Below are 23450 nucleotides of genomic sequence, written 5' to 3'. Positions count from 1 at the left end.
GCGATAGAATCCCGCCGTGACCAACTCCACATCAGCAGAGCCCGGGTTCACCCCCCGGCACTGGATCGCCGCAACGTCGGTGATCGCCGGCCTTGTCGCGCTCTATCTGCACCTCTGGAAGCTCGGCTACATGGGGCCGCTGGTGTGCAATGCGCAGCATTCCTGCGAATTCGTGATGACGTCGCGGTGGGGAATGTTCTGGGGGATCGATGTGGCGCTGATCGGAACGATCGGCTACACGCTGATCCTGATCACGGCGATGGTTGGGCTCAATCCGAAGTACTACATGAACCGCACCGTGACGACCGTGCTGACGATCCTGATCGTCTTTGCGTTCCTGTTCACGCTGCGGCTCAAGTACTACGAATTCTTCGTGATGAAATCATTCTGTCGCTGGTGCGCCGAGAGCGCGATCACCATCACCACGCAGGTCATCGCTGTGATACTCGACTGGCGGCGGCTCCGCCGCAGCTAGGCGGGGACCTCCCGCACGTCGTTGAGGCTGCCGACGGCAACGAGTTGCGGCGCCAGCCCCGCCGTGGCGCCGACCACGCCGAGCGTGAGGAATCCTCCCATCAGCACCGCCGGCACCGCTCCCATGATCTTGGCGGTGATCCCCGATTCAAAGGACCCGATCTCGTTGCTCGATCCGATGAAGATCTGATTGACGCTCGTCACGCGCCCCATCAGGTGATCGGGGACGAGCAGCTGCAGCAGCGTGGAGCGGATCACCACGCTGATCATGTCGGCGGCACCGCCCAGTGCCAGACACGCGAACGAGAGCCAGATGCTGCGCGCCAGCCCGAATCCGATGGTAAAGAGGCCGAACGCCGCGACGGCAATGAACAGTGACCGGCCGGCGCGCTGCATCGGCTTCCGCCACGCCAGCCAGATCGACATTGCCAACGCGCCGACCGCCGGTGCTGCGCGCAGCAGGCCGAGCCCCCACACGCCGGTGTGCAGGATGTCGACGACAAAGACCGGGAGGAGTGCCACCGCACCGCCGAAGAGCACCGAGAAGAGGTCGAGCGTCATGGCGCCGAGGAGGACCTGCTGCCCGCGCAGGTATCGAATCCCCGAGGCCAGTGACTCGCGGATCGGCACGGCGTTCCCCGCTTCGGATGGCACACCGCGGAATTCGATCGCCCAGAGCGCAATCAACCCGATCGCGACCAGCGCGGCGCCGACGAGATAACTCCCGCGGGTCCCCACGGCGGCGTTGAGCACACCGCCGAGTGCGGGCCCGATGACGGCGCCGAGTTGCCAGATGGTGCTGCGCCACGTCACCGCGTTGGACCGCAGCTCGCGCGGCATCATCCCGGCGCCGAGAGCGGTTCGCGCCGGCTGCAGGAAGGCGCGCGCCACGCCGCTGATCGCCACGACCAGATAGACACCGACCACGCGCCAATGCCGCGATTGTGTCCCGATTCCCGCAAGCGCCGCCAGAATGAACGCACATGCGAGGAGGATCCAGGTCGAGATCATCGCGAGCCGCCGCCGGTCCATCCGGTCGGCGACGTGCCCGCCCAGGAGCGATGTCGCGATGTTGGGGAGTGCCTCCGCAAGGCCGACGAGGCCCAGGGAAAGCGGGTCGTGGGTGTCGAGATACATCTGCCACGCCACGATGATGTCCTGGATCTGGACACCAAGGGTGGTGGCAAAATGTCCCGCAAGAAACCGTCGGTAATCGCGATGCCGCAGGGCGGCCCAGGGGTCGTGCATCGGCCCCAAAGCTAAGGCTTCGGCGGCATCTTCAGCACGATCCCGTTGGTGATCAGCGAAACCTTCGCTTCCTTCGGCATGCCGACATCAAACGCGCGCCCACCTGCCTGCAGCATTCCGGGGTAGCGCTTGCTGTACTGACTCACTGCCGCGAGCAGCAGCAGGTCGGGAATCGGAAAGCCCCGGACTGTGACGCGGTCGAGCCGGAAGCGCATGATGCCGCTGTCCCGCTGTGGCATCGAGATCTGCGCCTCCCAGACTGAGGTCGAGTCGAGAAAGGAGAAGATCGGACCGAGTTCGGCGCGGGAATCGGGAGGAAAATCCATCAGGCGACCGCGGATCCTGATCGATCGACCATCGGAGAAGACCCGGAAGCCGAGGGAATCGTCGAACGGCGGCGCGCCAATGCGGGCGAGCATCGCGCTGGCGAAATCGCCGATGTCGACGGTATCGGCGAGCCGGGTCCGGGAGATGAAGACCGAATCGGTCGCCGCGTTGGCCCGTACCGCCCCCGCGTTGGTGATGCGTGACCCGAGGGTGTCCTGCGCCCCGAGCCGGAGCGCCGCGACCACCATGACCAACGCCAGGAATACCCACAATTTCCTGCCCATTCCCTGCTCCTTGTCGCGTCCCCGCCAGCTGTTCCCGGCGGTGGGGAACCCTCTGCCGCCGGTATGCATTTGACGGTTGCTCCGGCTACAATGTGGACGTTCCCGAGCCGCGGCGCTCGGGCGTGACCCCAGCTTCGGATCGGATATGCTCATTTCCCGCCACGTCGCCTCGATCGGCGCGGCCGCCGTCATGTTCGTTCCCACGCCACGATCGGAGTCGTTGACCCGATTCTGGGGAGCGGACGGACACCGGATCGTGGCGCAGGTCGCCCTCAACCGACTCTCCCCTGCCGTGGCCGACGAAACCCGGCGCCTCCTCGACGGCCAGAATATCACTGACGTCGCTGCCTGGGCGGACGAACATCGCCGGGAGATGCCGCAGACGTCGCCGTGGCACTACGTCAACATCGAGGTCTATGACTCGACCTACGTCCCGTCGCGCGACTGCAAGAACGACGACTGTCTTATCGTGCAGATCACGCGGCAGGCGGCGATCCTCGGCAACCGGTCCCTGCCCGACTCGACCCGCGGCACGGCGCTCAAGTGGGTGGTCCATCTCGTCGGCGACGTACATCAACCGCTGCACGCCGGCGACCGCAATGATCAGGGCGGCAATAGCATCAAGCTCACGTTCGACGCGAACCCGACCAATCTCCACTCCCTCTGGGATAGCCGACTGCTGCTCTCATGGGGCGAAAGTGACGAACAGATCGAGCAGAACATCATGAACGAACTCTCGCACCGGCCCGATGTCGCGGCGATCAGCGGCGGCACGGCGGTCCAGTGGGCAATGGAATCGCACGACATCGCCCGCGACATGGTCTATCGCGATCTGCCGCAATCACTGGTGATCGACCAGCACTACGCCGACAGCGCACGTCCAATCATCCAGGAACGCCTGCTCCGCGCCGGCGTCCGTCTCGGCGCGCTCCTCGAGCGCACCCTTGGGAGGACAGCACAGTGATTGTCCGCCGCTTCTACGACGACCGCCTCGCCCAGGCGAGCTATCTCATCGGCTGCGAACAGTGCGGCGAAGGGATCGTGATCGATCCGGCGCGCGACGTCGAGCAGTATCTCGTCGCGGCGCGGCAGGAGCACGTCACGATCACCCGTGTCGCCGAAACGCACATCCACGCCGACTTCGCATCGGGGACGCGCCAGCTCGCCGCGGCAACCGGAGCGACACCGCTCCTGTCGGGAGAAGGCGGCACGGAGTGGCAATACCAGTTCGCGGCGTCGGATGGCGCGGTACTGCTGCATGACGGCGATTCGATCTCGTTCGGACGCGTCCGCCTCGACGTCCTCCACACCCCCGGACACACACCCGAGCACATCTCCTTCATCGTCACCGACCTCGCCCGGAGCAACGAGCCGTTTGCGATCCTCTCCGGGGACTTTGTCTTCGTTGGCGATGTCGGCCGTCCTGATCTCCTCGAACGTGCGGCGGGAGTTGCCGACTCGAAGCGCGCCGCTGCGGCGGCGTTGTTCCGTTCGTTGCAACGCCTCGCGCCGTATCCCAATTACATGCAGGTCTGGCCGGGGCACGGCGCCGGCTCCGCATGTGGCAAGGCACTCGGCTCGGTGCCGTCATCGACGCTGGGGTACGAGCGGCTCTCCAGCTGGGCGTTCATCGCTCGGGACGAAGCAGCGTTCGTCGCATCGGTGCTCGAGGGGCAATCGGAGCCGCCGGTGTATTTCGCCGAAATGAAACGACTCAACCGCGAAGGTCCGCCGGTCCTGCCGTCCACCGATCTCCCCATCCTTGATCCGGCCACGCTCGACACCCTTGGCGACAAGGCATTCCTCATCGATGTCCGGCTCGAAGGAGCGTTTGCCGAGGCGCACCGCGAGGGGTGGCTTAACATCCCGTTCGCACGCGCGTTCACCAAATGGGCGGGATGGCTGGTTCCCTACGATCGCGACATCTACCTGTTGGCACCGACTCCGGCGATTGGCGCCGGCGCCCGGACGGCACTGGCGTCCATCGGCATCGACCGGGTCAAGGGGATGTTCGGACCAGGGCTGCTCGACGCCGGGAAGCGCGACGGATCGCTGGTCCGCGGCAAGCAGGTTCCGATGGCCGAGGTGGAGCAGCTGCAGCGGCACGGAGTGGTCATCGTCGACGTGCGCGATCCCGATGAATGGGCCGCGGGACACCTCGATGGCGCCGAGCATCATCCGCTCGGCACGCTCCCCCGGGCGATGGCGTCGATCGATCGCAACACGCCGGTCGCGTTGCACTGCGCTGGAGGATCGCGCTCGGCGATCGGTGCATCAATGCTCGAGCAGATGGGATTTCGCAACGTCACGAATCTCCTGGGCGGATGGTCCGCGTGGTCGGGGATCGACAAGTAGGACAACCACCACCATCTCGCGCGCGTACGATCTGAAGGACACGACACGCCAACGACGAGGATCCGATGCGCAACGCGTGGATGGTGATGGCAGCAGCAACCTTTCTTGCAGTTCCTCTCACGGCGCAGGTGCCGGCTCGTCCCGCGCCGAGAGCCCGCGCCGCAGCGCCACGGTCGAGCGCCGACTCGGCCAAGCGCTTTGACGCGATCCGGCAACGGTATCAGCAGGAGCTCGACAATCAGCGCGCATCGCTTCGGCGCACCCGCGACCGGATGCGCAAGGAGCTCGACGCCGCCGGCTGGCATGGACGGAGGTTCGGCCGCGCCAACGGCGTGATGCGGGCCCGGATGGCGCGCTTTCGCGGACCACGACGCGGCGGCATGGCGATGCGACGCAATGCGATGGCGAACCGCAGGCCACCGATGGCGATGCGAGGTGCACCGATGGAGATGCGGCGCGGACTGATGCGTCCAGGCATGATGCGCGGCCCTGCAGCACTCGGGCCCCGAGGACGGTTCGGCGCCCCGTCGATGGGAAACGGAGCGATGCTGCGCCGCGGGCGGCCCGGTGATTCGGCGATGGCGTTCCGCGGCCGCGGCGGACGGCGCCCGTTCGGCGACTCGCTCGGCATGCGGCGCCGCGCCCGGCCAGACAGTTCCGCCGCCCAGCCGATCGATCGTTGACCAGCAGCTACCGCACAAACGAAGAGGGATCTCGACCGGCGATCGAGATCCCTCTTCGTTTCTGGCCATCCCGTCAGCGAACCGCTACTTCGGCGTCCAGGAGTTGTTGGTCCGTTCCACATCCACCAGCAGGTGATCGGGATCGAGCTCGATCTTCGCGACTTTCTTGCCGACGAACGCGTACTCGCGCACGTAGTGGCTGGTGTTGGTGCTCCACACCTCCGCCGGATAGGTGAAGTCCTGCTTCGAGCTGTCCGCGAAGGTGAACCGGACGTGAATCGGCAGCACGCCGCGCATCCGGTTGCCGTACATCACGGCGACCTGACTGGTATCGCCTGACTGCCGGATGGCCACCGTGTCGATCGCCTGGTCGAAGCGCGCGTTCTCGATGAACCATTCGCGCCAGAACCAGTCGAGCCGGCGACCGCTCACATCCTCCATCGTGCGGAAGAAATCGGCAGGGGTAGGATGCTTGAACGCCCAGCGCTTGACGTAGGTGCGGAAGGCGTCGTCAAACGTGGCCGGCCCGAGGATCTCCTGCCGCAGAAGCTGCAGGCCGACGCTCGGTTTGTCGTATGCCGAGATCCCCAGCAGGTTCGGGTCGATCCGGTCAGGATTGATCATCACCGGCTGGTCAGCACCGACGCGCATCACATACTCGATCTCGGTGCGCTGTTCGGCGGCGCGCGCCATCTGATCGCCCTTTTCGGGGTAGCGGCGAGCTTCGGAGAAGGTATTGATGAAGGTGTTGAACCCTTCGTCCTGCCACATGTACTCCCGCTCGTTCGACCCCACGAGCATCGGGAACCACATGTGGCCGATCTCGTGGGTGACCACGTTGTAGAGATCGTACTTGTCGCGACTCACCGTCTCCATCGCGAGCATCGGATACTCCATCCCGCTGATCGGTCCCTCGACCGCGGAGATTTGCGGCCACGGATATGGATACCAGCGTTCCGAGTATTCCATGATCGACATGCGGGCCTGGTCGGCCGCATCGTTCCAGTTGAACGCCGCGGACGGACGGAAATACGCGTTCGCCATCGCACCCTTGTAGCTCGACGCGTCCCACTGGTAGTCCGGCGATCCGGCCCAGACGGCGTCGCGCACATCCTTCGCAGCAAAGCGCCACGTCATCGTCCCCGTGGCCCGTGGGCGCGCGGAACCGCTCTTCAGTTCGTCGGCGGTGATGATGTGGACCGGCGTCGCCGACTTGGACGCCGCCGCCAACCGCGAGATCTCGGTGGGCGTCAACACCTCGGGGCCATTCTGCAGCGTGCCGGTTGCGGCGACGATGTAGCCGGCGGGGACGGTCACGGCGACGTTGAAATCACCATATTCGAGATAGAACTCGCCCTGGCCGAGATACGGCTCGGTATTCCAGCCGCGGACGTCGTCGTAGACGCACATTCTGGGATACCACTGCGCCAGTTCGTAGAGCGAGCCGTCGCGACCCATCCGGTCGGCGCCGTGCTCGGGAATCAGGAAGTGCCAGGCGACATCGAACGTGGCGGTGTGTCCCGGCGCGAGCGGTTCGGCGAGATCAACCTTGGTGACTGTTTCGTTGTCGCGCAGGTGGAGCGGGAGGTGCCGACCCGCCGCGGTCCGCGTGGCACCGGGAAGGACCTGATTGAAGTGTTCGATGACGTCCCCGCCCTCGAAATTCTTGGCGCCAAATCGGGAATCGGCGGGGAAGATGTACGAATTCAGTGAATTCGCCTTGAACGCGTTCTGTTCGGTCTGGATCCAGATGTACTGCAGCGTATCGGGCGAGTTGTTGGTGTAGCGAAGGGTGAGCTGCCCGTGCAGCGTCTTCGCCGCCGTGTCGAGCGTCGCCGCGATGTCGTAATCGGCATGATTCTGCCAGTAGCGCGCGCCGGGAGCCCCGCTCCCCGTCCGGATCAGGTTCGCGCTCGGCAGGACCAGTGGCGCGAAGATCGACGTGTCGGCCACCGCCTCCGATGGCCGAAGCGGCGGATTGGGAGGAAGCCCTTGCACCACCTGGGCACCAAGCGGCATCGCCAGGATACATGACGCGACACAAGCCATGCGGAACATGGAAAACTTTCCGAAAGAGTCGGGGAAAAAACTAATACTGGATGGCTACGGCGTTTTCCGGTTGGTGATCCCGAATCGATGCCCGATGATCATCTTGAGACCGACCACATCGGTGTGGCTGGTGAGCGCCATCCCGACGCCGAGGTTGAACTCCCAGTCCGGCCCGAAATCGTAGTTGATCGCCGGGAAGAGCTCCTGCTCAGTCTGCGACACCGGATCGAACCCTGACAGCGGCCCGAAGTTGCCGTAATACTCCAGCGCCAGGTTGACCCGGCGACTCACGTCCAGGCCCACCTGCACATTGGGCGAGAATTCGAAGCCGTTGTGCTGCCCCTCGCCCTTGAGCGAGAGCTCCAGTGATGGATTGACCGCCCAGTAGAAGCGCCCGAGCTTCTGGTCGATGATCGGACGGAATTCGTACGTCCAGGTATCCGGGGAGAATTCCTTCCGCTGGTAGCCGAACTCCTGGGAGATCGACACGCCGACCGGCCAGTGCCAGCTGGCGGGGACCGAGAACCGGGGCCGCAGGTGGGTGCCGACCCAGTTGAATCCGCCATCGGGATTGATCGACGTGAAGTTGTAGTACCCCAGTTCGAAGAACGAATTGAAGCCGTGGGTGATCTCGACCGTCTCGTGCAGCGCGTGATACGTCGACACCATCCCTGGCCCGATGTCGACGCCGGTATGGTTGGTGTAGTTGCTGTGGAGCTCGACCATCGTCGCGCCGGGGGCGACGAGCTCGGAGCCATACACCTGGATCTCGTAGTTGTCCTGCGCCGCCAGCGGGGCGGCGGCCAGGCCAAGAGCGATTGCCGCGACGACACAACGCGAAACGCGCATGCAAAGTTGTCCGGGAAGAGGGTCTCGAATATTACGCGAACGGGCGCTCAATGGGGCGGGGGATGGCCCGGAACGCGAAACGGGAGAAGAGGCATGGCCCCTTCTCCCGCTCCGTATCACCGCGGATGCCGCGATTACTGCACTGTCTGCATCACTCCGAAGATCGGGAGGTACATCGCCACGATCATCCCGCCGACGATCACGCCGAGGAAGAGAATCATGATCGGCTCGAGGAGCGACAGGAGGCCGCTCACGGCGACGTCCACTTCGTCGTCGTAGAAGTCGGCGATCTTGCTGAGCATCTCGTCGAGGCCGCCGGTCTGTTCGCCGACTGCGATCATCGAGATCACCATCGGCGGGAAGACGCCGGATTTGTCGAGCGGAGCGGCGATCGTGTCGCCGCCGGCGATCGACGTGCGCGCCGCCATGATCGCGTCGTGAATGACGGTGTTGCCTGCGGTCTTGGCGGTGATCTCGAGTCCGTCGAGAATCGACACGCCCGACGATACCAGCGTACCGAGGGTCCGGGTGAATCGCGACACCGCGGACTTGCGCAACACGTCGCCGAGCACCGGCATTGCCAGGAGCAGGCCGTCGACGCGGCGGCGACCGATCGGTGTATCGTAGAACCGCTTGAACAGGAAACCGCCCAGGGCGACCGCACCGGCCACGGCCCACCAGAACGAGCGCAGGAAGTCCGACAGCCCGATCACGATCCGTGTCGGCAGCGGCAATTCCATGTGCACCGAGTCGAACATCGTGCGGAAGACAGGAATCACGAAGATGAGCAGGATCGCGATGGCGCCCAGCGCGACGGTGAAGATCACCGCCGGGTAGATCATCGCGCTCTTCACCTTGCGGATCAGCTTGTCGTTCTTTTCCAGGAACGCGGCCAGGCGCAGAAGAATCGTGTCGAGAATACCGCCCGCTTCGCCGGCCGCCACCATGTTGACGTACAGTTGCGGAAACGCCTTGGGATGCTTGGCGAGCGCGTCGGCGAGGGTATTGCCGGCCTCGACGTCGAACACGACCGACCGGGTCACGTCCTTGAGCCGTGGATTCTGCGTCTGCGCCGCCAGAATCGTGAGCGACTGTACCAGGGGGAGACCCGAGTTGATCATCGTCGCGAACTGGCGGGTGAAGATGACCACATCGCGCGTGCTGATGCTCCGCCCCGGCAGGGCGAGCTTGATCTCCCGCGGCGCCTCGCGGAGCGACACCAGCAGGAGCCGGTTCTTCCGCAGGTGGCCGATGACCTCATCACGCGTGGGAGCGTCGTAGCTCCCCTTCATGATCTGGCCGGTGGTGGCGTTCTTCGCCGTGTATTCAAAGACGGGCATGGGGACTCCAGTGGCTATGAATCATTCTTAATAGCGTCGGCTCATCGCTTCGCTTCCATGATGGCGCCCTCTTCCATCGGCGTCTCGCCGATCGACCGGAGGAACTCGGCCGAGTTGGGCGACACCCGGATGCAGTCCTCCTTGGCGACTTCCCGGCTCATGTACGCCTGATAGAGCGAATCGTTCATCGTCTGCATGCCATGCTTCTTGCCGGCCTGCATCAGCGAGTAGATCTGGTGCACCTTGTCGTCACGGATCACCGCACGGATCGCCGGCGTGGCGACCATGATCTCGGCGACCATCACCCGGCCGCGGCCCTTGGCGCGCGGCAGGAGCGTCTGGGTGATCACCCCTTCGAGGACGAACGCGAGCTGGGCCCGCACCTGCGATTGCTGGTTGCTCGGGTAGACGTCGATGATGCGGTTGATCGCTTCCGGCGCCGAGTTGGTGTGCAGCGTCGCCAGCGCGAGATGGCCCGTTTCGGCGATGGTGAGCGCCGCCGAGATCGTCTCGAGATCGCGCATTTCGCCGACGAGAATCACGTCGGGATCCTCGCGCAATGCGTACTTGAGCGCCGACGAGAAGGACGGCGTGTCGGTACCGACTTCCCGCTGGTTGACGATGCAACTCTGGTGACGATGAATGAACTCGATCGGATCTTCCACCGTGATGATGTGGCCGGTCCGTTCCTTGTTGATCTTGTCGATCATCGCCGCCAGCGTCGTCGACTTCCCTGATCCCGTCGGCCCGGTCACGAGGACAAGGCCGCGCGGCCGCTCGGCGAGCTTGGCGGTGATCGGCGGGAGCTTGAGCTCGTCGAACGACTTCACCATGAACGGGATCATCCGGATCGCCATGCCAACACAGCCGCGCTGCTTGAAGACGTTGCCGCGGAAGCGCGCCAGGTTCTGGATGCCGAAGGAGAAGTCGAGTTCGTCTTCCTGCTCGAACCGCTTCTTCTGCGCTTCGGTCAGCACCGAATAGGCGAGCGACAGGGTGTCCTTCGGTGCCAGCACCTCTTCCCCGTCGGCGTCGGCGAGTTCGCCGTCGATGCGCAACTTGGGGCGCACCCCGGTGGTGAGATGAAGGTCGGACGCATCCTTGGCGATCATCTCTTCGAGGAGCGAGCGAAGGTTGAGCGTCATTCGGCGGTCTCCTTGACGACTTCTTCGAGTGTCGTGATTCCCCGCTCCAGCTTTTTCATCCCGTCCATCCGCAGCGTGAGCATCCCCTCGCTGACCGCCTGATCGCGCAGCTCCACCGTCGACGCACCGGTGAGGACCATGCGGCGAAGCGCCGGCGACATTGCCATGACCTCGTACAGGCCGGCGCGGCCGCGATAGCCGGTCCCGCCGCACTGCTCGCAGCCGGTCCCCTTCTGGAAGGCGATTCCGCGGAGCGATTCGATGTCGGCCGAAAGCGACTTGAGTTCGGCGTTGGTGTACGTCGCCGGCGCCCGGCACGAGGTGCAGATCCGGCGGACCAGACGCTGCGCCACCACAAGGTTGACGGCACTCGCCACGTTGAACGCCTCGATCCCCATGTCGATCATGCGGATCACGGTGCTCGGCGCGTCATTGGTGTGCAGCGTCGATAGCACGAGGTGCCCGGTAAACGCCGCCTTGATCGCGATCCCGCCCGTTTCCAGGTCGCGGACTTCGCCGATCATGATGATGTTGGGATCCTGGCGCAGGAATGCACGCAGCGCCGCCGCGAAGGTGAGGCCGATCTCCGGACGCATCGGCGCCTGATTGATCCCCGGCAGGTTGTACTCCACCGGATCTTCGGCGGTCATGATGTTCGTCTCGACGGTGTTGATCCGCTGCAGCGCCGAGTAGAGCGTTGTGGTCTTCCCCGAACCGGTCGGCCCCGTGACCAGCACCATGCCGTACGGGTTGAGAATGGCGCGCATCAGGTCCTCTTCGGCCTTCGGCTCGAAGCCGAACTTGGTGAGATCGAGCGTCAGGTTCCCCTTGTCGAGGATCCGGAGCACGATCTTCTCGCCGAACAGGACCGGCAGCGTCGACACGCGGAAGTCGATCACCCGCGTCCCCATCTTCAGCTTGAGCCGCCCGTCCTGCGGCACCCGCCGCTCGGCGATGTTGAGCTGCGCCAGAATCTTGATGCGCGAGGTCAGCGCCGCCTTCATCTTGAGCGGCGGCTTCATCACTTCCTGCAGCGCGCCGTCGACCCGATAGCGGATCCGGATCTCGTGCTCGAACGGCTCGATGTGAATGTCGGAGGCGCCGCGCTTGACGGCGTCGGTCAGGATCCCGTTGATCAGCTTGACGACCGGTGCATCATCGACGAGCTGCTGGGCCGCGGCCGCCGCGTCTTCATCTTCGTCGGAGACGACCTCGACGTCTTCGCCAATTCCTTCCATCTCCTTGAGGATCGTCTGCAGCTGCTCGTCGCCGCTCTCATAGTGGCGCTCGAGGAGCGCGCGCAGCGTCTGCTCGCCGGCGAGGACCGCGAAGAGGTCGTAGCGGGTGATGAACTTGAGGTCTTCGAGCAGCCCCTGGTCGGCGGGGTCTGCCACCGCGACCGTGAGCGTCCGCCCCTCGCGCTTGAGCGGAAGAACCATTCGCTTGAGGGCGAGGTCGGCCGGGATCAGCCGGAGAATCCGCGAATCAACCTCGAAACGCGACAGGTCGACCGCAGGCATCCGGTACTGGCGGGCGAGGACCTTCGTCAGCTCGAGTTCGTCAATCGCTCCCTGCCGGACCAGGATCAGCCCCAGGCGGTGGTGCGACGCACGATGCTCCTGCAATGCGGCGGCAAGCTGATCGCGGGTGACCAGCCCCTGGGCCAGCAACAGCTCGCCCAGCCGATCCGTGGCGTGACGGGGATCGGCGGGAGGGGCGGCAGACGGATTCGGCGCGGTCATCCCGGCCCGTGGGTGCAAAGGGGATGCCTTGACTGGCGAGTCAGCTCGCCGGGTTGTCGGTCAGCGGGCCACCACTCGGCCATCCAGCCGCTTGACCAGGGCTCCAGTGATCCCAGGTACACGTTTCAGGTCATCCACCTCGCGAAATGGCCCTACGCTGTCGCGAAATGCGATTATTGCCCTGGCGCGAGACGGTCCGATCCCCGGCAAACCCACCAGATCCGCAACAGTGGCATGGTTGAGGTCGACGGAGTCGGTCTCGCTGGTCACTTGAGCTTCGGCCGGGACGCCCCCAAAGCTGAGGCGCGATATCAGCTTCGTGATCAACGCCTTCCCCATTCCGTGAACCCGGGAGAGCCCCGACACACCGCCGAACGCACCATGGCTCTCGCGATCCGCCACGATTCGCCTGGCCAGGGCCGGCCCGATTCCTGGAAGCCGTGCCAGCTCCTCCGCCGAGGCGTGGTCCACGTCGACCCGCTCTCCCTGGGCCAGCGGCCGCGAGAGCCGCCGGATCGAGTCGCGGTGTGCGATGGGGTCGCCATCCGACCCCGGTGCGAAGAGTTGCGCGGCAACCCTTGGCGCCGAGGGTGCGGCTGCGAAGGCGCGGAGGAGATGGCCGGCAACCGCAAGCCCGAGGAGGATCGAGATCGCGCGGCGTTCGCGGCGCGAGAGAGCGGCGAAGAGGTCTTTCATCCCCTCGACGATGCCGCGGGCGCGGCCGTCGCGAGGGCGGATTCAGCGCAAGGCGGTTCTCGTTCGCGCGGTCGTCGTCACTTCCCGGCGCGACGGATCACGCCGACGGCGACGTTGCCCACCGCCTCGAGACTCTCGACCGACTCCTTGTCGGGCGTATCCTGCGTGGTGTGCCAGTACGGATAGTTGATGTCGATGATGTCGATCGCCTGAATGCCGGCATCGATCAGTGGTATGTGATCGTCGGTGATCCCGCCGTATTTCTCATCGGTAAAGATGTGACCGTACCCCATCTGGTCGGCGATCTTCCAGACGCGGCTCACGAGGTCCGGAGCGGCGATGGTCGAAAACTGTTCCTGCGGAATCCTGAGATCCTTGTGTCCGACCATGTCCCAGAGCACGGCGAACATCGGCGACGGCGCGAGCTGATGCTTGGCGTAATACGCCGCACCGAGAAGCACGTCGACCATCGGCGGACCAAAATCGCCGTAGTCTTCGCCATCGACGAAGAGGAGATCGACGCCAACGGTCGGCGGCGCCTTCTTGAGCGCATCGGCCACTCCGAGGAGGATCGCCACTCCCGAACCGCCGTCATCCGCGCCGGGCATCACGCCGTTCTTGTCGGTCTTGTCGTTGTCGGCGTGCGGGCGGGTATCCCAGTGCGCAACATAGAGGACGCGCTGGGTCGCCTTCGGATTGAACTGCGCCAGCACGTTGGCCAGCGGAATCGAATCGCCCGACGCCGTGTGATGCCACCACCGCTGCACGGTGACGCTCTCGGCGCGCACGCGAGCCATCGAATCGAGCCACGTCAGCATCGCGGCGTGGCCCGGTTTTCCGGGGATCCGCGGACCGAACGCCACCTGCGTCGTCAGGTACTCGAGCGCCGCCTTGCCGTTGAACTCCTTGGCCGGCGGGCTCCCCGCCCCGCAACCGATGAGGGTGGCGAGCGTCGCAAGAGCAACACAGCGGATTCGACCGAGCATCTACATCCCCAGACTGTTGAGGGGTACGCTGAAGAATACATTGAGCGTGATGGTCTGGGTCGGCTGGCCGAGCGAGACGACGTTGTTCAGCACGTAGCTCAACTGGAAGCCGGTCCGGATCGCGTGCTGCAGCGACGCCGCAAATCCCGACTGGAATTCGAACCGCCGCAGGTCGTAATACGGGACACAGGTCGAATCGGTGCTCCGCTGGATGCAGGAATTGTTGTTGTTCTGGCTCACGGTGAAGTTGAGCGTGATGCTGCGCCGGGTCGCGGAGATGAAGCTCGGCAACCTGGTGCTCCACGACAGCGTGCCGTTCAGCATCAACGACGTCGTCTGCGTGATGTTCCCGTCGGAGACCGTGCTGCTCTGGTCGTTCTCGCCGCTGGCGATGAACTGGACGTTGTTCCGGAACGCGAGGGTCAGGCTCGGCGTCACACGGCTGCTGGTCTGGGCCGCGCTGCTGACCGTGCCGTCGGTGAAGGGAGAGATCGACGTCGAGTGATCACGCTGCACCCCCGAACTTGCCCCCATCTGGAGGAGCGGCCCCGAGGCAAAGACGTGCGACCAGTTGAACCGCCCCTGCGGCCAGCTCTGCGTCGTGCCGGTCGTGGTGAGAAATGCGCCGGTGCTCAGCCGCTGCGACTGGTCGTTGGTACTCGCCGAATAGGCAAGCTGCGCCGAGAAGCCCGACGGCAGATCGACCGATGCCGTCACATTCGTGGTGGTCCCCTTCGCCGCGCCAATCGCGTCCTGCCCCTGGTGGTGCAGGAACGAATCGAATGACCCGAGACCGAGCTGGTACGACAGGTCCGGGGAGAACGTCGCGAGGTCGTACGTCGAGCTGATCGTCGAGCGGCGCGAGAATTCGATCGGCCGGACGCGGACCAGCGCCTTGGACAATCCGCCCGAATCACCAAAGATCCGCTGCGCGAGGATCCTCGGATCCATCGACAGCCGGAATTCGGTGGCGCGCGAATTGTCGAGCGTCTGCGGCAGGATGTAGGCACCCGCCGTGTCGCCGACGATCTGCACCGGATTGCGGGTCGTCAGGGAGCGCGACAGGATGAAGTTGGTGCCGACGGTCACCTGCGGCGCGAGCCAGCTCGAAATCCTCGGCGCAAAGCCGAAGGTATTGGCCATGGTGCGGTCGCGCTCAACACCGACGTCGGTTCCGAACAGCGATTGATGCGACGCGTTCACCACGCGGCCAAGGGTGGTGGAGTCGCTGTACTGGCGCAGATCGCGCGTGCTTGACCAGCTGCTGGTGAAATGCAGGATGCCGAGCGGATCCCAGTTCATTCCCGCCAGGTTGCGCCAGAGAAACTGTTCCGACGTCACCGGCTTGAGAATGGTATCGGCCAGCGTCCGGATCGGGACGGAAAACGACGCGATGTCGCCCATCGTGTGCGACAGCGACGACTGCAACTGGATCGCCGTCGGCCATGGCGCGAACGCGGCGTTCGTCACTCCCTGGCCCGCGGCGCTCTGGCGGAGCCAGCGCGGCAGTCCGCTGGTCAGCCCTCCGAGGTGCAGCCGGTAGGTGCGGCGTGGATTGTTCAGGAAGTATCCGACCGTCGCGCTCCACGACGACGACGTGACATCCGAGAGCGACGAGATGTTCGTCGCGCCGGATCCGTTGAGGTTGAACGAGATCGGGTTGAACATCAGCCGAGTCAGGTTCGCTTCGCCGACGTGCGACACATGGCTCACGCTCAACGACCAGGTCGTCGCATCGTTGCGCGGCAGCCGGAGCCCATCGATACCGGTCGCGTTGACGTCGGTACCGCTGATCAGCTGCGGCGCCACCCATCCCCATGAGCTCGCGATGTTGAACGGAATCCGGAGCCAGAGCCGCGGCGACAGGAACTTGTCGAAATGCACCGTGGCATTGGTGGTCAGCGACGAGGTGTTCTGGTACGTCGGATCCTGTCCCATCAGGTGAAACTGGCCATTCTCGTACACGCCGGCCACGTCGAAGGTGGCAACATCCGACGCGCTGACATGGCCGGTGAATGCACCGGCGACCCCCATGGACGACACCGGCTGCGAGACACGGATATCGTCGACCCAGAGTTCGGTTTGCGCGATCGGAATGGCGCTCGGGCCCGGATCGTAGATCCCTGCCGCCAGTTCCTGCACGGCGGCGAGATTCGGCGGGTTGACCTGCGGATCGCGAACCTGGACCATGTAGTTGCCGTTGCAGGCGACGTACGCCGTCGAATCGCCACCGCACGCGCGCGCTGCCGCCGGGTCAGGCAACGCGCCGCGCAATCGGGCGTTCTCGATCTGATCGCGCAGGTCCTGCCACTGCTGCAAGTCGATCAGCATCTCCGGATCCCACGTCGTCGTGTGCGCCGGCGCGCGGTACAGGTAGAAGTTGTAGGCGTCGCTCCCCACCTTCACATACGCCTGCAGCTGTCCGTTGTCCCAGCCGGGACCGTGACCGTGCATCCAGACGCGAAGTTCCCGATAGGCGAGGAGGTTTCGCGTTCCGCTCGCGAGCCGCGTATACGCTTCCGCGCGCTGACCGCTGTCGAGCGACGCCACCTGGATCCGCAATGACGTCTCGTTGATCTGCTCTGCCGCCTGCGTCTGCGTCACGGACACGGTCGCCGCGGCGTCGCCGATCCCGGGCGGCGAGGTGTACCCCAGCCCCGACGACGCCGAGTCCTGCGTCGAGACGCTCCCCACCAGGACCGAACCGGAAAATCCTGCGGTCGGCCCCGACAATGTGGCGATCGGCCGGTCGGCGCGTGCCGCCCACGCCGCGCCGGTGAATTGCATCAACGCCAGCGCAAATCGCACCGGGAGTTCGGCATCGGCGGTCGTCCCCGGCGCGACGAACGTCATCCGCAGCTGCTTGACCAGATGAATGTCGGGCGAGCCGATCGTGTCGGTGGCGTTGTGGAGCGGCACCCGATAGATCGTCCACGAGGCGCTCGCCCCCGAGGTCGGGTCGACGATGACATGGCTGCGGACTGAATCGGCGTGCAGGTCGACGACATACCGGAAGACATTGTCAGCGGAACCCTGGGCATCGAGGACGTTGTCGCCATCGAGATCCTCGGCGTCCGCCACGCCGTTGTGTCGCGAGCATCGCGCACCGAGATCGCCCCACGGGAAGAACGAGATCGTCGTGCCGAGCGAATCCTCGCAGAGCGTCGGAAAGTGGACCACACTGCCGTTGGGCCCGAGCAGCGAATCGGGGCGGTCGGCGAGAATGCCGTTGTCATCGGTTGTGGCGTTCCAGGTGCCGAACGAGCTCTTCTCCGTATCGAGACGCCCCGAGCCGATGTACTGCCTGCCGGTATAGATGGTGTCCCCGACCGCAAAGCCCTTCGGAATCGCGTCACCCGGCCCCAGCACGTGGAAGGAGGTTGGCGCGATAGAGAGTTCGTCTTCGCTGACACGGCCGAGATCGATGACGATCTTCATCTGCGCCTTGTCGATCGGATGGTCGCTCGACTGGTACAGCGCGAATTCGAAATAGTCGTTGCGGCTGAGGTCGGTCCCCGTCGCCGAGAGCGCGGTCGTCATCGAGCGGAACCGGGGCTGCCCCGGCCGCGCCGGCTGGGTCCAGTGCGACCGTGACTGGAAATCCACGATGCCGCCGGCGGTGTCGGCGTGCAGTGTCGTCCACAGCACCGGCTCGATCGTCGGCGTGCTCGACTTCGTCAGCGCCACCGTCGGATCGATGTCGGTGGGCGTGAGCTGCGTGATGGAATCGTGGGTGCTGGGCACCAGATTCTGCAGAATCAGTTGCACCGCGTTGGTCGAATCGAATCCCTGCGGAATGGTTGATTCCACTCCCGCATTCGACTGCGGCAGAGAACCCATCAGCCAGAAGTTCTGGCTCGCCGGGACCTTGATATCGTTGTTGTTCTCGAACTCCTCGAGATAGGCGTCGCCCGACCGGTTGGGATCAGGCCGCGAGATCGCCAGCTCGCCGGTGACCTGGACCGACGACGGCGCGGTCGACGCTTTCGGGAGGAAATGGTTGAACAACCGGGTGATCGCTGGTGTGTCCCACTGCAGATCCGTGGTCATCCCCAGCAGCAGCGACGCTCTCGGCTCGTACCCGATTTCGGGACGAGTGTACCCGGTCGCTTCGGCCTGGTAGAGCCCGGCGAAGGAGATCGACTTTCGCAGGCCGAGGTTCCATGTCGCCGTCAGCCCTCCGATGCTCGTCGGAGCAACCGCAAAGAGACCGCGTTGCTCGAACGACGCTTCCACGTCGGCGGTCCCGTTGCCATAGAGCGCCGTCGGGTTCAGGAAGGTGACTCGGCCGGTGATGTAGTCGATGGTGTAGTCGACGTTCCGCACCAGCGGCTGCCCGTTCACCGTCAGGTGCTCGCTTCCCTCCGTGATCTGCACCGCGTCAAGGGTGATCGAATTCCCCGCGCCGCCCGCCGCGTTGTATTGCAGATGCAACTGGAACTTCGACGGCGGCCCCTGGCTGAGGAGGAGGTACTCCGGGGTGGCATACAGCGAATCGTTCCGCTCCGCCGTGCTCAGGCCGGTACTGCTGAATGGTTGTGCACTCGGAAAGATCAGCAAAGCATCCTGGATCACCTGGCTCGCACCGGCGTCACGAACCCTCGGGAAGAGGCGGTTGTCGACATCGAGCGCCGCCGGATCAGCGGGGACCGCCAGGCCAAGGAGCGAGAGAAATGTCCCGGGCGAATTGGCCGGGCGCTCGGAGTTGGCGACGAGAATCGACGCAGTGAGCGAGCTGCGCACCAGCGATGTTCCTGCCACGCGATATGCCTGGCGCATCTCGTAGGGGAAGATCGGTGACGCCGGGCCGCGGTTCGGCAGGTAGATCAGCCGGACCGAGTCGCGCGCGGCGGGGTTGTCCGTGACCGGGATCGATCCGACCTGCGTTCCTGCCTTCGTCGTGTAACTGACCGCCAGATTGTCGTTCGGATCGATCCGCGTCTTGAGGATGAACCAGAGGCCCGACGGGTCGATCCAGTAGTCGACGTTCGGCTTGAGCAGGCGCCAGCGCAGCGGTCCGACGTGTTCCGACCCATTGAGCCCGGTCGCCGTGACGCCGTCATAGTTGGAGTTCGCGCCGGCAACCTGATTGGCCGACACGTACCGATAGATGCGGACCTCCGCCGGCTGCTGATCGGTCGGAAGCGAAATCGCACTGCTGTTGAGGATGTCGACCGCGGGGTAGCCGGGGATCGTCCGCGGGTCGACCACCCAGAAAATGCGCCCCTGCTCGTAGTCGAGGTCGCGGACCAGCCGGTCCTGCGGTTCGACGGTGGTACTTCCCACCACGTAGTGCTTGTCGGCCACGACGCTCCCCTTCTGCGTCGCGGCGATCGCCTGCACCGAGACCGGGCCGAATACCGCCAGCGCGCTGATGCCGAAGTTGTTCGACGGGATGCTGGCGGTGAGGAAGCGCGACGGCGGCGCGATGAACTGCACCGTTCCGATGTTGACCCGCTGCAGCTTCTCGTCTTCCAGCCCCTGGTAGTAGCCGCTGACGATGTTCCCTGCGGCGTAGTCGCGCTTCGAATCGAAATCGATGTTGATGTGGAAGCGCTGGGCGAAGACGCCGGCCGAGCGGAGCTGCACCGAGTTGTCGATCTTCGGCGCGCCGAATCCGCCGAAACATCCCGACGACAGCTGCGCCGCCTGCGCCGGGGTGCATGAGAGGTTCCGCTGCTTCGTGGAGCTGAGCTGCGCCTCCCAGTTGCCGTCGAACAGCACGTCGGCGGTGTTGGGCGAAAGTCCGAAGAGGCCGTGATGGGTGTCCTGTGCCGCCGTGTCGACCGCCAGCGACCGGATCATGAGCCGGCGCATCACGGACTGGTGTCGCACGCCGGTCGTGACCAGGGCGGCGGTGGCCGCCAGCGCCGAGTCGAAGGCCGAGAGGACCTGCGGCTCCAGGCGCCGCGCCGGATCGTGCAACAGCGGCCCGCGGAGCAGGCGAGGTTCCAGTGTCGGGATCGAGGTGACGTACTGGGAGAGGAGCGAGCGATTGAGAAAGCCCGCACTATCGGCCGGCACGACGCGGCTTTCGCCCTGGGCCGCCGCCGGGAGCGACCGCCCCGCGACGGCCACGGCAACGAAGAGCGCGAGACGCGCCACGAAACGAAGGTTGGGCCGATTAGTTTGCAAGGTAACGTCCAAAGCTACCGCGACTTGAGCCAGAATGCGCCTGATTTCCCGCCACATCCTGCGGTCTCTGACGGGCCCCTTTCTGTGGGGTGTTGCGGCGCTCACGGGGATGATGCTGTTGCAGTCACTCCCGCCATTGATCGAGCGCTTCGGCGGGCGATCGCTCCCCGCCTGGATCATGGTCGAAGCTGTACTTCTCTTCCTGCCGGCGCTGGTGGCGCTCACCCTGCCAATGGCGGTCCTCGTCAGCACGCTATATGGCTACAGCCAGCTCGCCGCCGCCCTCGAAATGGTGGCGATGTACGCCAACGGCATCTCCGTCTGGCGGATGGCGCGCCCGGCACTCCTCGCAGCCACCTGCGTCGCCGTCGTCAACTTCCTGGTGTACGATCAGCTCTGCCCTCGCAGCAACGCCCGCCTGGTCAACCTCCAGCAAGCGGCGATGAGCAAGTCACCGACGCTGGCGCTGCAGCAGCAGGTGCTCAACGTCCTGCCGGCCCCGTCGGGATACGTCCTCCGCGCCGACCGCATCGATCCGGTCAGTGGCGGGATGCACAATGTCACGATCTTCGATCTCCCCTTCTATGAGAACACCCGGCGCCTGATCATCGCCGACAGCGGCACCATGTCCGAATCGGCGAACGGTACCGACCTGGTCCTCCTCCTGCACCACGGCGAGATCTACGAATTCGCCAACGATCAATCGGGCCAGCTGCAGCAGACGCAGTTCGTCAACAACAAGGTCACGATTCGCAATGTCCAGACGCAGCTGGACCTGGCCGGCAACCAGACCAATCGCGGTGAGAAGGAGCTGAGCAGCTGCGAACTCCTCGACATGAACGGTCCGCAGCAATGGAGCGTCGACAACCAGCGACGACAGATCGAACAGTACACCGCCAGCGACTTGCGGATCCTCTCGGGCCTCGGCGCCCTTCCGCCTCCGTCGGCCCGCGCACCGGTCAAGTTCGCACCGCACTGCGGCGCCTATCGCAAGGTCGAGGCGTGGTTCAAGCGGTTGATGCTGCCGCAGCAGGCGGCGGCACAGACACCGCAGAAGCCAGTGGCACAATCACCGCAGAAGCCGGTGGCTCCAACACCGCAGCAACCAGTGGCACCGCCATCAACTGCACCGCACGGGTCGCCACTCAATACAAACGGCACCGTCCTCCAGCCGCAACGTTTCCTCGTGCCGCCGATCGTTCCCGTGACGAACGGCCTCAGCACCACCGCGCAACAGGTCAGTGATCTGCGCGACGGCCTCCACAGCACCGTGGAGACGGTTCGCCGGTACCAGGTGGAGTATCACCAGCGTTTTGCGATTCCGCTCGCGTCATTCTGCTTCGTCCTGATCGGCATGGCACTGGCGCTCAAGTATCCCGGCAGCGGGATCGGACTCGTCATCGGCGGGTCGCTGGTCATCTTCCTCGGCTTCTACATCCTGCTGCAGGGTGGTGAGAACATCGCGCGCACCGGGGCGCTCAACCCCGCCGTCGCCCTCTACTCGCCGCTGATCCTCTTTACTGCGGCCGGTATCCTCGCGCTCGCATCGGCGAACCGGGAGATGGGCACGTCACGCACCGGCGGACCGTTCACGGCGATCGCCGAATTCGTGCGCGGATTGCGGCGGGGACGATGAGTCTTCGTTCCTTCGGCGTCCTCGATCGCTACGTCCTGAAGCAATGGTGCATCACCTTCGTCATCTCCGCCTTCGGCGTGCCGGCGGTCGCGGTCATCATCGATCTGTCGGAACGCTTTGCGCGCCTCTCCGACGCGCACGTTCCCGTCAACCAGATCTTCCTGGGCGAGCTCTTTCTCTTCCCATCCAAGATGGCGATCCTCGTCCCCGCCGCAGTCCTCTTCGCGACGGTCTTCACCCTCAACGCGCTGGGCCGCCACAGCGAGCTGACGGCGGTCCAGGGTGGCGGGATTTCGTTCTACCGCCTCATCGCGCCGATGCTGATCCTCGCCACGATCGCGGTACCGGCGGATTTTGAATTGCAGGAGCTGGCGTCGTACAGCACGACGCGCCAGAAGGAGCTGCACCATGAGAAGGCGTCGGCGCGCGATCAATTCCGGAGCTCCTTCGCGTACGCATCGCCGAGCGGATGGACCTGGGGGATCAAGGAGATGCACGCCCAGCCGCCGCGGGCGATCGGCTTTGTCGGCGAAGGCGCGCAGACAGCGGCCGGGCAGCGCTGGACTGTCGCCGCCGACAGCGCTGTGTGGATCCCGTCGAAGGGGTGGTGGTCACTCCGGCGCGGCAACGCCTATCTCGTGTCGGATTCTCTCGACGTCCTGGCGACCTTCCAGTTCAGGAGCATGCGGCTCAGGCCGTTCAGCGAATCACCGGCCGCGCTGATGACCCAGGACAAGAAGGCCGAGGAGATGACCACCGCCGAATTGCGGGACTATCTCAAGCGCCTCAAGCTCTCAGGCGCCGACCCGGGAGCTCTCGGCGTCGAATTGCCGCTCAAGTACGCCGTGCCGGTTGCCTGCCTTATCGTGGCCCTCTTCGGCGCCCCGCTTGCCATCACCAACGCCCGCGCGGGCGCCGCGATCGGCCTCGCCATCGCGCTCGGCACGACGCTGGCGTACCTCACCGGCCTGCAGATCATGAAGGCGGTCGGCGGCAAGGGAATCATCGACTATCACGTCGCCGCGTGGTCGATGAATGTCGTCTTCCTTCTCATCGCCGTGGTGCTCCTCGCCAGAGTGAAGTCGTAATCCGGTAGCCAGAGCGGATTGCCCTCGGACAATCCGCACATCGCCAGCGCGGCGAGCTCGGTCCTCCGACGGATCCGATCGGCACATCCGCGAATCGCAGATCTTGTCCGGAGCGGAACGGCCGGGACCAGCACGACGGACATCGCGCGGCCCTCGAGCGCGATGACGTGACAGCGAATCGCCGGCGACTGCGCCGCGGCGGCGATCACCCGCTCGCGGAGCCAGACCCCGAAGAGGGTCGCGCGGCCGGTGTCAGTCGCCAGCACCGGCGATCCGGGAACGAGCCGAAGTGAGATGATGACCGCGTCCATGACCAAGTTGACCGCGCCACCGTCAACAGCGGGTCAACGCGAGATCGTCGCGACGTGACGGACAAATGAAAAGGGCTCCGCGAACTGCGGAACCCTTTTCAT

At 65.0% G+C, this 23450-nt stretch carries 17 protein-coding genes; 6 read left to right on the top strand and 11 right to left on the bottom strand.

What is annotated here, in order from left to right; genetic code table 11:
• Positions 1-16: 16 nt before the first annotated feature.
• On the top strand, positions 17-475 hold the full coding sequence (locus tag VGM20_15180; protein HEY4102212.1) for a vitamin K epoxide reductase family protein: 459 nt from the start codon (positions 17-19) through the stop codon (positions 473-475).
• Here VGM20_15180 and VGM20_15175 read toward each other — a convergent pair.
• Together VGM20_15175 and VGM20_15170 are read right to left on the bottom strand one after the other, a co-directional pair.
• Entirely contained in the window at positions 472-1722 is a 1251-nt protein-coding gene (locus tag VGM20_15175; protein HEY4102211.1) for an MFS transporter, read from the bottom strand. The two genes, VGM20_15180 and VGM20_15175, sit on opposite strands and share 4 nt — an antisense overlap.
• 11 nt (positions 1723-1733) lie before the next feature.
• Complete coding sequence (locus VGM20_15170; protein HEY4102210.1) at positions 1734-2333, bottom strand: hypothetical protein; 600 nt, start codon at positions 2331-2333, stop codon at positions 1734-1736.
• Positions 2334-2478: 145 nt separating this feature from the next.
• Here VGM20_15170 and VGM20_15165 point away from each other — a divergent pair, with 145 nt between their 5' ends.
• From VGM20_15165 to VGM20_15155, 3 genes are all read left to right on the top strand, one after another.
• Positions 2479-3297 (top strand): S1/P1 nuclease, encoded by an 819-nt coding sequence (locus VGM20_15165; GenBank protein ID HEY4102209.1) that lies wholly within the window; start codon positions 2479-2481, stop codon positions 3295-3297.
• The gene (locus VGM20_15160) at positions 3294-4688 is read left to right on the top strand and encodes an MBL fold metallo-hydrolase (GenBank protein ID HEY4102208.1); all 1395 of its coding nucleotides are present in this window, start codon (positions 3294-3296) and stop codon (positions 4686-4688) included. Before VGM20_15165 ends, VGM20_15160 begins: the two co-directional genes overlap by 4 nt.
• Before the next feature lie 65 nt (positions 4689-4753).
• Positions 4754-5371, top strand: coding sequence for a hypothetical protein (locus tag VGM20_15155; GenBank protein HEY4102207.1), 618 nt, complete (start codon positions 4754-4756; stop codon positions 5369-5371).
• 84 nt (positions 5372-5455) lie between these two features.
• On the opposite strand, the gene VGM20_15150 is transcribed toward VGM20_15155, so the two are convergent.
• From VGM20_15150 to VGM20_15115, 8 genes are all read right to left on the bottom strand, one after another.
• Positions 5456-7429, bottom strand: a complete 1974-nt coding sequence (locus tag VGM20_15150) for a M1 family metallopeptidase (protein HEY4102206.1) — start codon at positions 7427-7429, stop codon at positions 5456-5458.
• Between the two features lie 45 nt (positions 7430-7474).
• Positions 7475-8269: a hypothetical protein gene (locus VGM20_15145; GenBank protein HEY4102205.1), complete on the bottom strand. Its 795-nt coding sequence runs from the start codon at positions 8267-8269 to the stop codon at positions 7475-7477.
• A 134-nt stretch (positions 8270-8403) separates the two neighbouring features.
• Positions 8404-9609: a type II secretion system F family protein gene (locus tag VGM20_15140; protein HEY4102204.1), complete on the bottom strand. Its 1206-nt coding sequence runs from the start codon at positions 9607-9609 to the stop codon at positions 8404-8406.
• A gap of 41 nt (positions 9610-9650) precedes the next feature.
• The gene (locus tag VGM20_15135) at positions 9651-10754 is read right to left on the bottom strand and encodes a type IV pilus twitching motility protein PilT (GenBank protein HEY4102203.1); all 1104 of its coding nucleotides are present in this window, start codon (positions 10752-10754) and stop codon (positions 9651-9653) included.
• Positions 10751-12496, bottom strand: coding sequence for a type IV-A pilus assembly ATPase PilB (gene pilB, locus VGM20_15130; GenBank protein ID HEY4102202.1), 1746 nt, complete (start codon positions 12494-12496; stop codon positions 10751-10753). Before pilB ends, VGM20_15135 begins: the two co-directional genes overlap by 4 nt.
• 60 nt (positions 12497-12556) lie before the next feature.
• Positions 12557-13192, bottom strand: coding sequence for a helix-hairpin-helix domain-containing protein (locus tag VGM20_15125; protein HEY4102201.1), 636 nt, complete (start codon positions 13190-13192; stop codon positions 12557-12559).
• 77 nt (positions 13193-13269) lie between these two features.
• A complete protein-coding gene (locus VGM20_15120; protein ID HEY4102200.1) occupies positions 13270-14178 on the bottom strand; it encodes a M28 family peptidase in 909 nt (302 codons plus the stop codon).
• A complete protein-coding gene (locus VGM20_15115) occupies positions 14179-20283 on the bottom strand; it encodes a hypothetical protein (protein ID HEY4102199.1) in 6105 nt (2034 codons plus the stop codon).
• 64 nt (positions 20284-20347) lie between these two features.
• On the opposite strand from VGM20_15115, the gene VGM20_15110 reads away from it, so the two are divergent.
• Positions 20348-21949 carry an LptF/LptG family permease gene (locus tag VGM20_15110; protein HEY4102198.1) on the top strand — a complete coding sequence of 534 codons (1602 nt, stop codon included), beginning with the start codon at positions 20348-20350 and terminating at the stop codon, positions 21947-21949.
• Positions 21946-23037 (top strand): LptF/LptG family permease, encoded by a 1092-nt coding sequence (locus VGM20_15105; GenBank protein HEY4102197.1) that lies wholly within the window; start codon positions 21946-21948, stop codon positions 23035-23037. Before VGM20_15110 ends, VGM20_15105 begins: the two co-directional genes overlap by 4 nt.
• Here VGM20_15105 and VGM20_15100 read toward each other — a convergent pair.
• Positions 22962-23348, bottom strand: a complete 387-nt coding sequence (locus tag VGM20_15100; GenBank protein HEY4102196.1) for a hypothetical protein — start codon at positions 23346-23348, stop codon at positions 22962-22964. The two genes, VGM20_15105 and VGM20_15100, sit on opposite strands and share 76 nt — an antisense overlap.
• Positions 23349-23450: the final 102 nt, after the last annotated feature.

The organism is Gemmatimonadales bacterium, assembly GCA_036500345.1.
Taxonomy (GTDB): Bacteria; Gemmatimonadota; Gemmatimonadetes; order Gemmatimonadales; family GWC2-71-9; genus Palsa-1233.
The sequence above is the reverse complement of the archived record's forward strand: the minus strand, read 5'-3'. Positions and strand labels throughout refer to the sequence as shown.

What these genes read in the sequence shown, in the direction of transcription:
- VGM20_15150 (HEY4102206.1), bottom strand. Translation starts at nt 7,429, where the DNA reads ATGTTCCGCATGGCTTGTGTCGCGTCATGTATCCTGGCGATGCCGCTT.
- VGM20_15170 (HEY4102210.1), bottom strand. Translation starts at nt 2,333, where the DNA reads ATGGGCAGGAAATTGTGGGTATTCCTGGCGTTGGTCATGGTGGTCGCG.
- VGM20_15135 (HEY4102203.1), bottom strand. Translation starts at nt 10,754, where the DNA reads ATGACGCTCAACCTTCGCTCGCTCCTCGAAGAGATGATCGCCAAGGAT.
- VGM20_15110 (HEY4102198.1), top strand. Translation starts at nt 20,348, where the DNA reads ATGCGCCTGATTTCCCGCCACATCCTGCGGTCTCTGACGGGCCCCTTT.
- VGM20_15165 (HEY4102209.1), top strand. Translation starts at nt 2,479, where the DNA reads ATGCTCATTTCCCGCCACGTCGCCTCGATCGGCGCGGCCGCCGTCATG.
- VGM20_15100 (HEY4102196.1), bottom strand. Translation starts at nt 23,348, where the DNA reads ATGGACGCGGTCATCATCTCACTTCGGCTCGTTCCCGGATCGCCGGTG.
- VGM20_15120 (HEY4102200.1), bottom strand. Translation starts at nt 14,178, where the DNA reads ATGCTCGGTCGAATCCGCTGTGTTGCTCTTGCGACGCTCGCCACCCTC.
- pilB (HEY4102202.1), bottom strand. Translation starts at nt 12,496, where the DNA reads ATGACCGCGCCGAATCCGTCTGCCGCCCCTCCCGCCGATCCCCGTCAC.
- VGM20_15140 (HEY4102204.1), bottom strand. Translation starts at nt 9,609, where the DNA reads ATGCCCGTCTTTGAATACACGGCGAAGAACGCCACCACCGGCCAGATC.
- VGM20_15145 (HEY4102205.1), bottom strand. Translation starts at nt 8,269, where the DNA reads ATGCGCGTTTCGCGTTGTGTCGTCGCGGCAATCGCTCTTGGCCTGGCC.
- VGM20_15175 (HEY4102211.1), bottom strand. Translation starts at nt 1,722, where the DNA reads ATGCACGACCCCTGGGCCGCCCTGCGGCATCGCGATTACCGACGGTTT.
- VGM20_15105 (HEY4102197.1), top strand. Translation starts at nt 21,946, where the DNA reads ATGAGTCTTCGTTCCTTCGGCGTCCTCGATCGCTACGTCCTGAAGCAA.
- VGM20_15155 (HEY4102207.1), top strand. Translation starts at nt 4,754, where the DNA reads ATGCGCAACGCGTGGATGGTGATGGCAGCAGCAACCTTTCTTGCAGTT.
- VGM20_15125 (HEY4102201.1), bottom strand. Translation starts at nt 13,192, where the DNA reads ATGAAAGACCTCTTCGCCGCTCTCTCGCGCCGCGAACGCCGCGCGATC.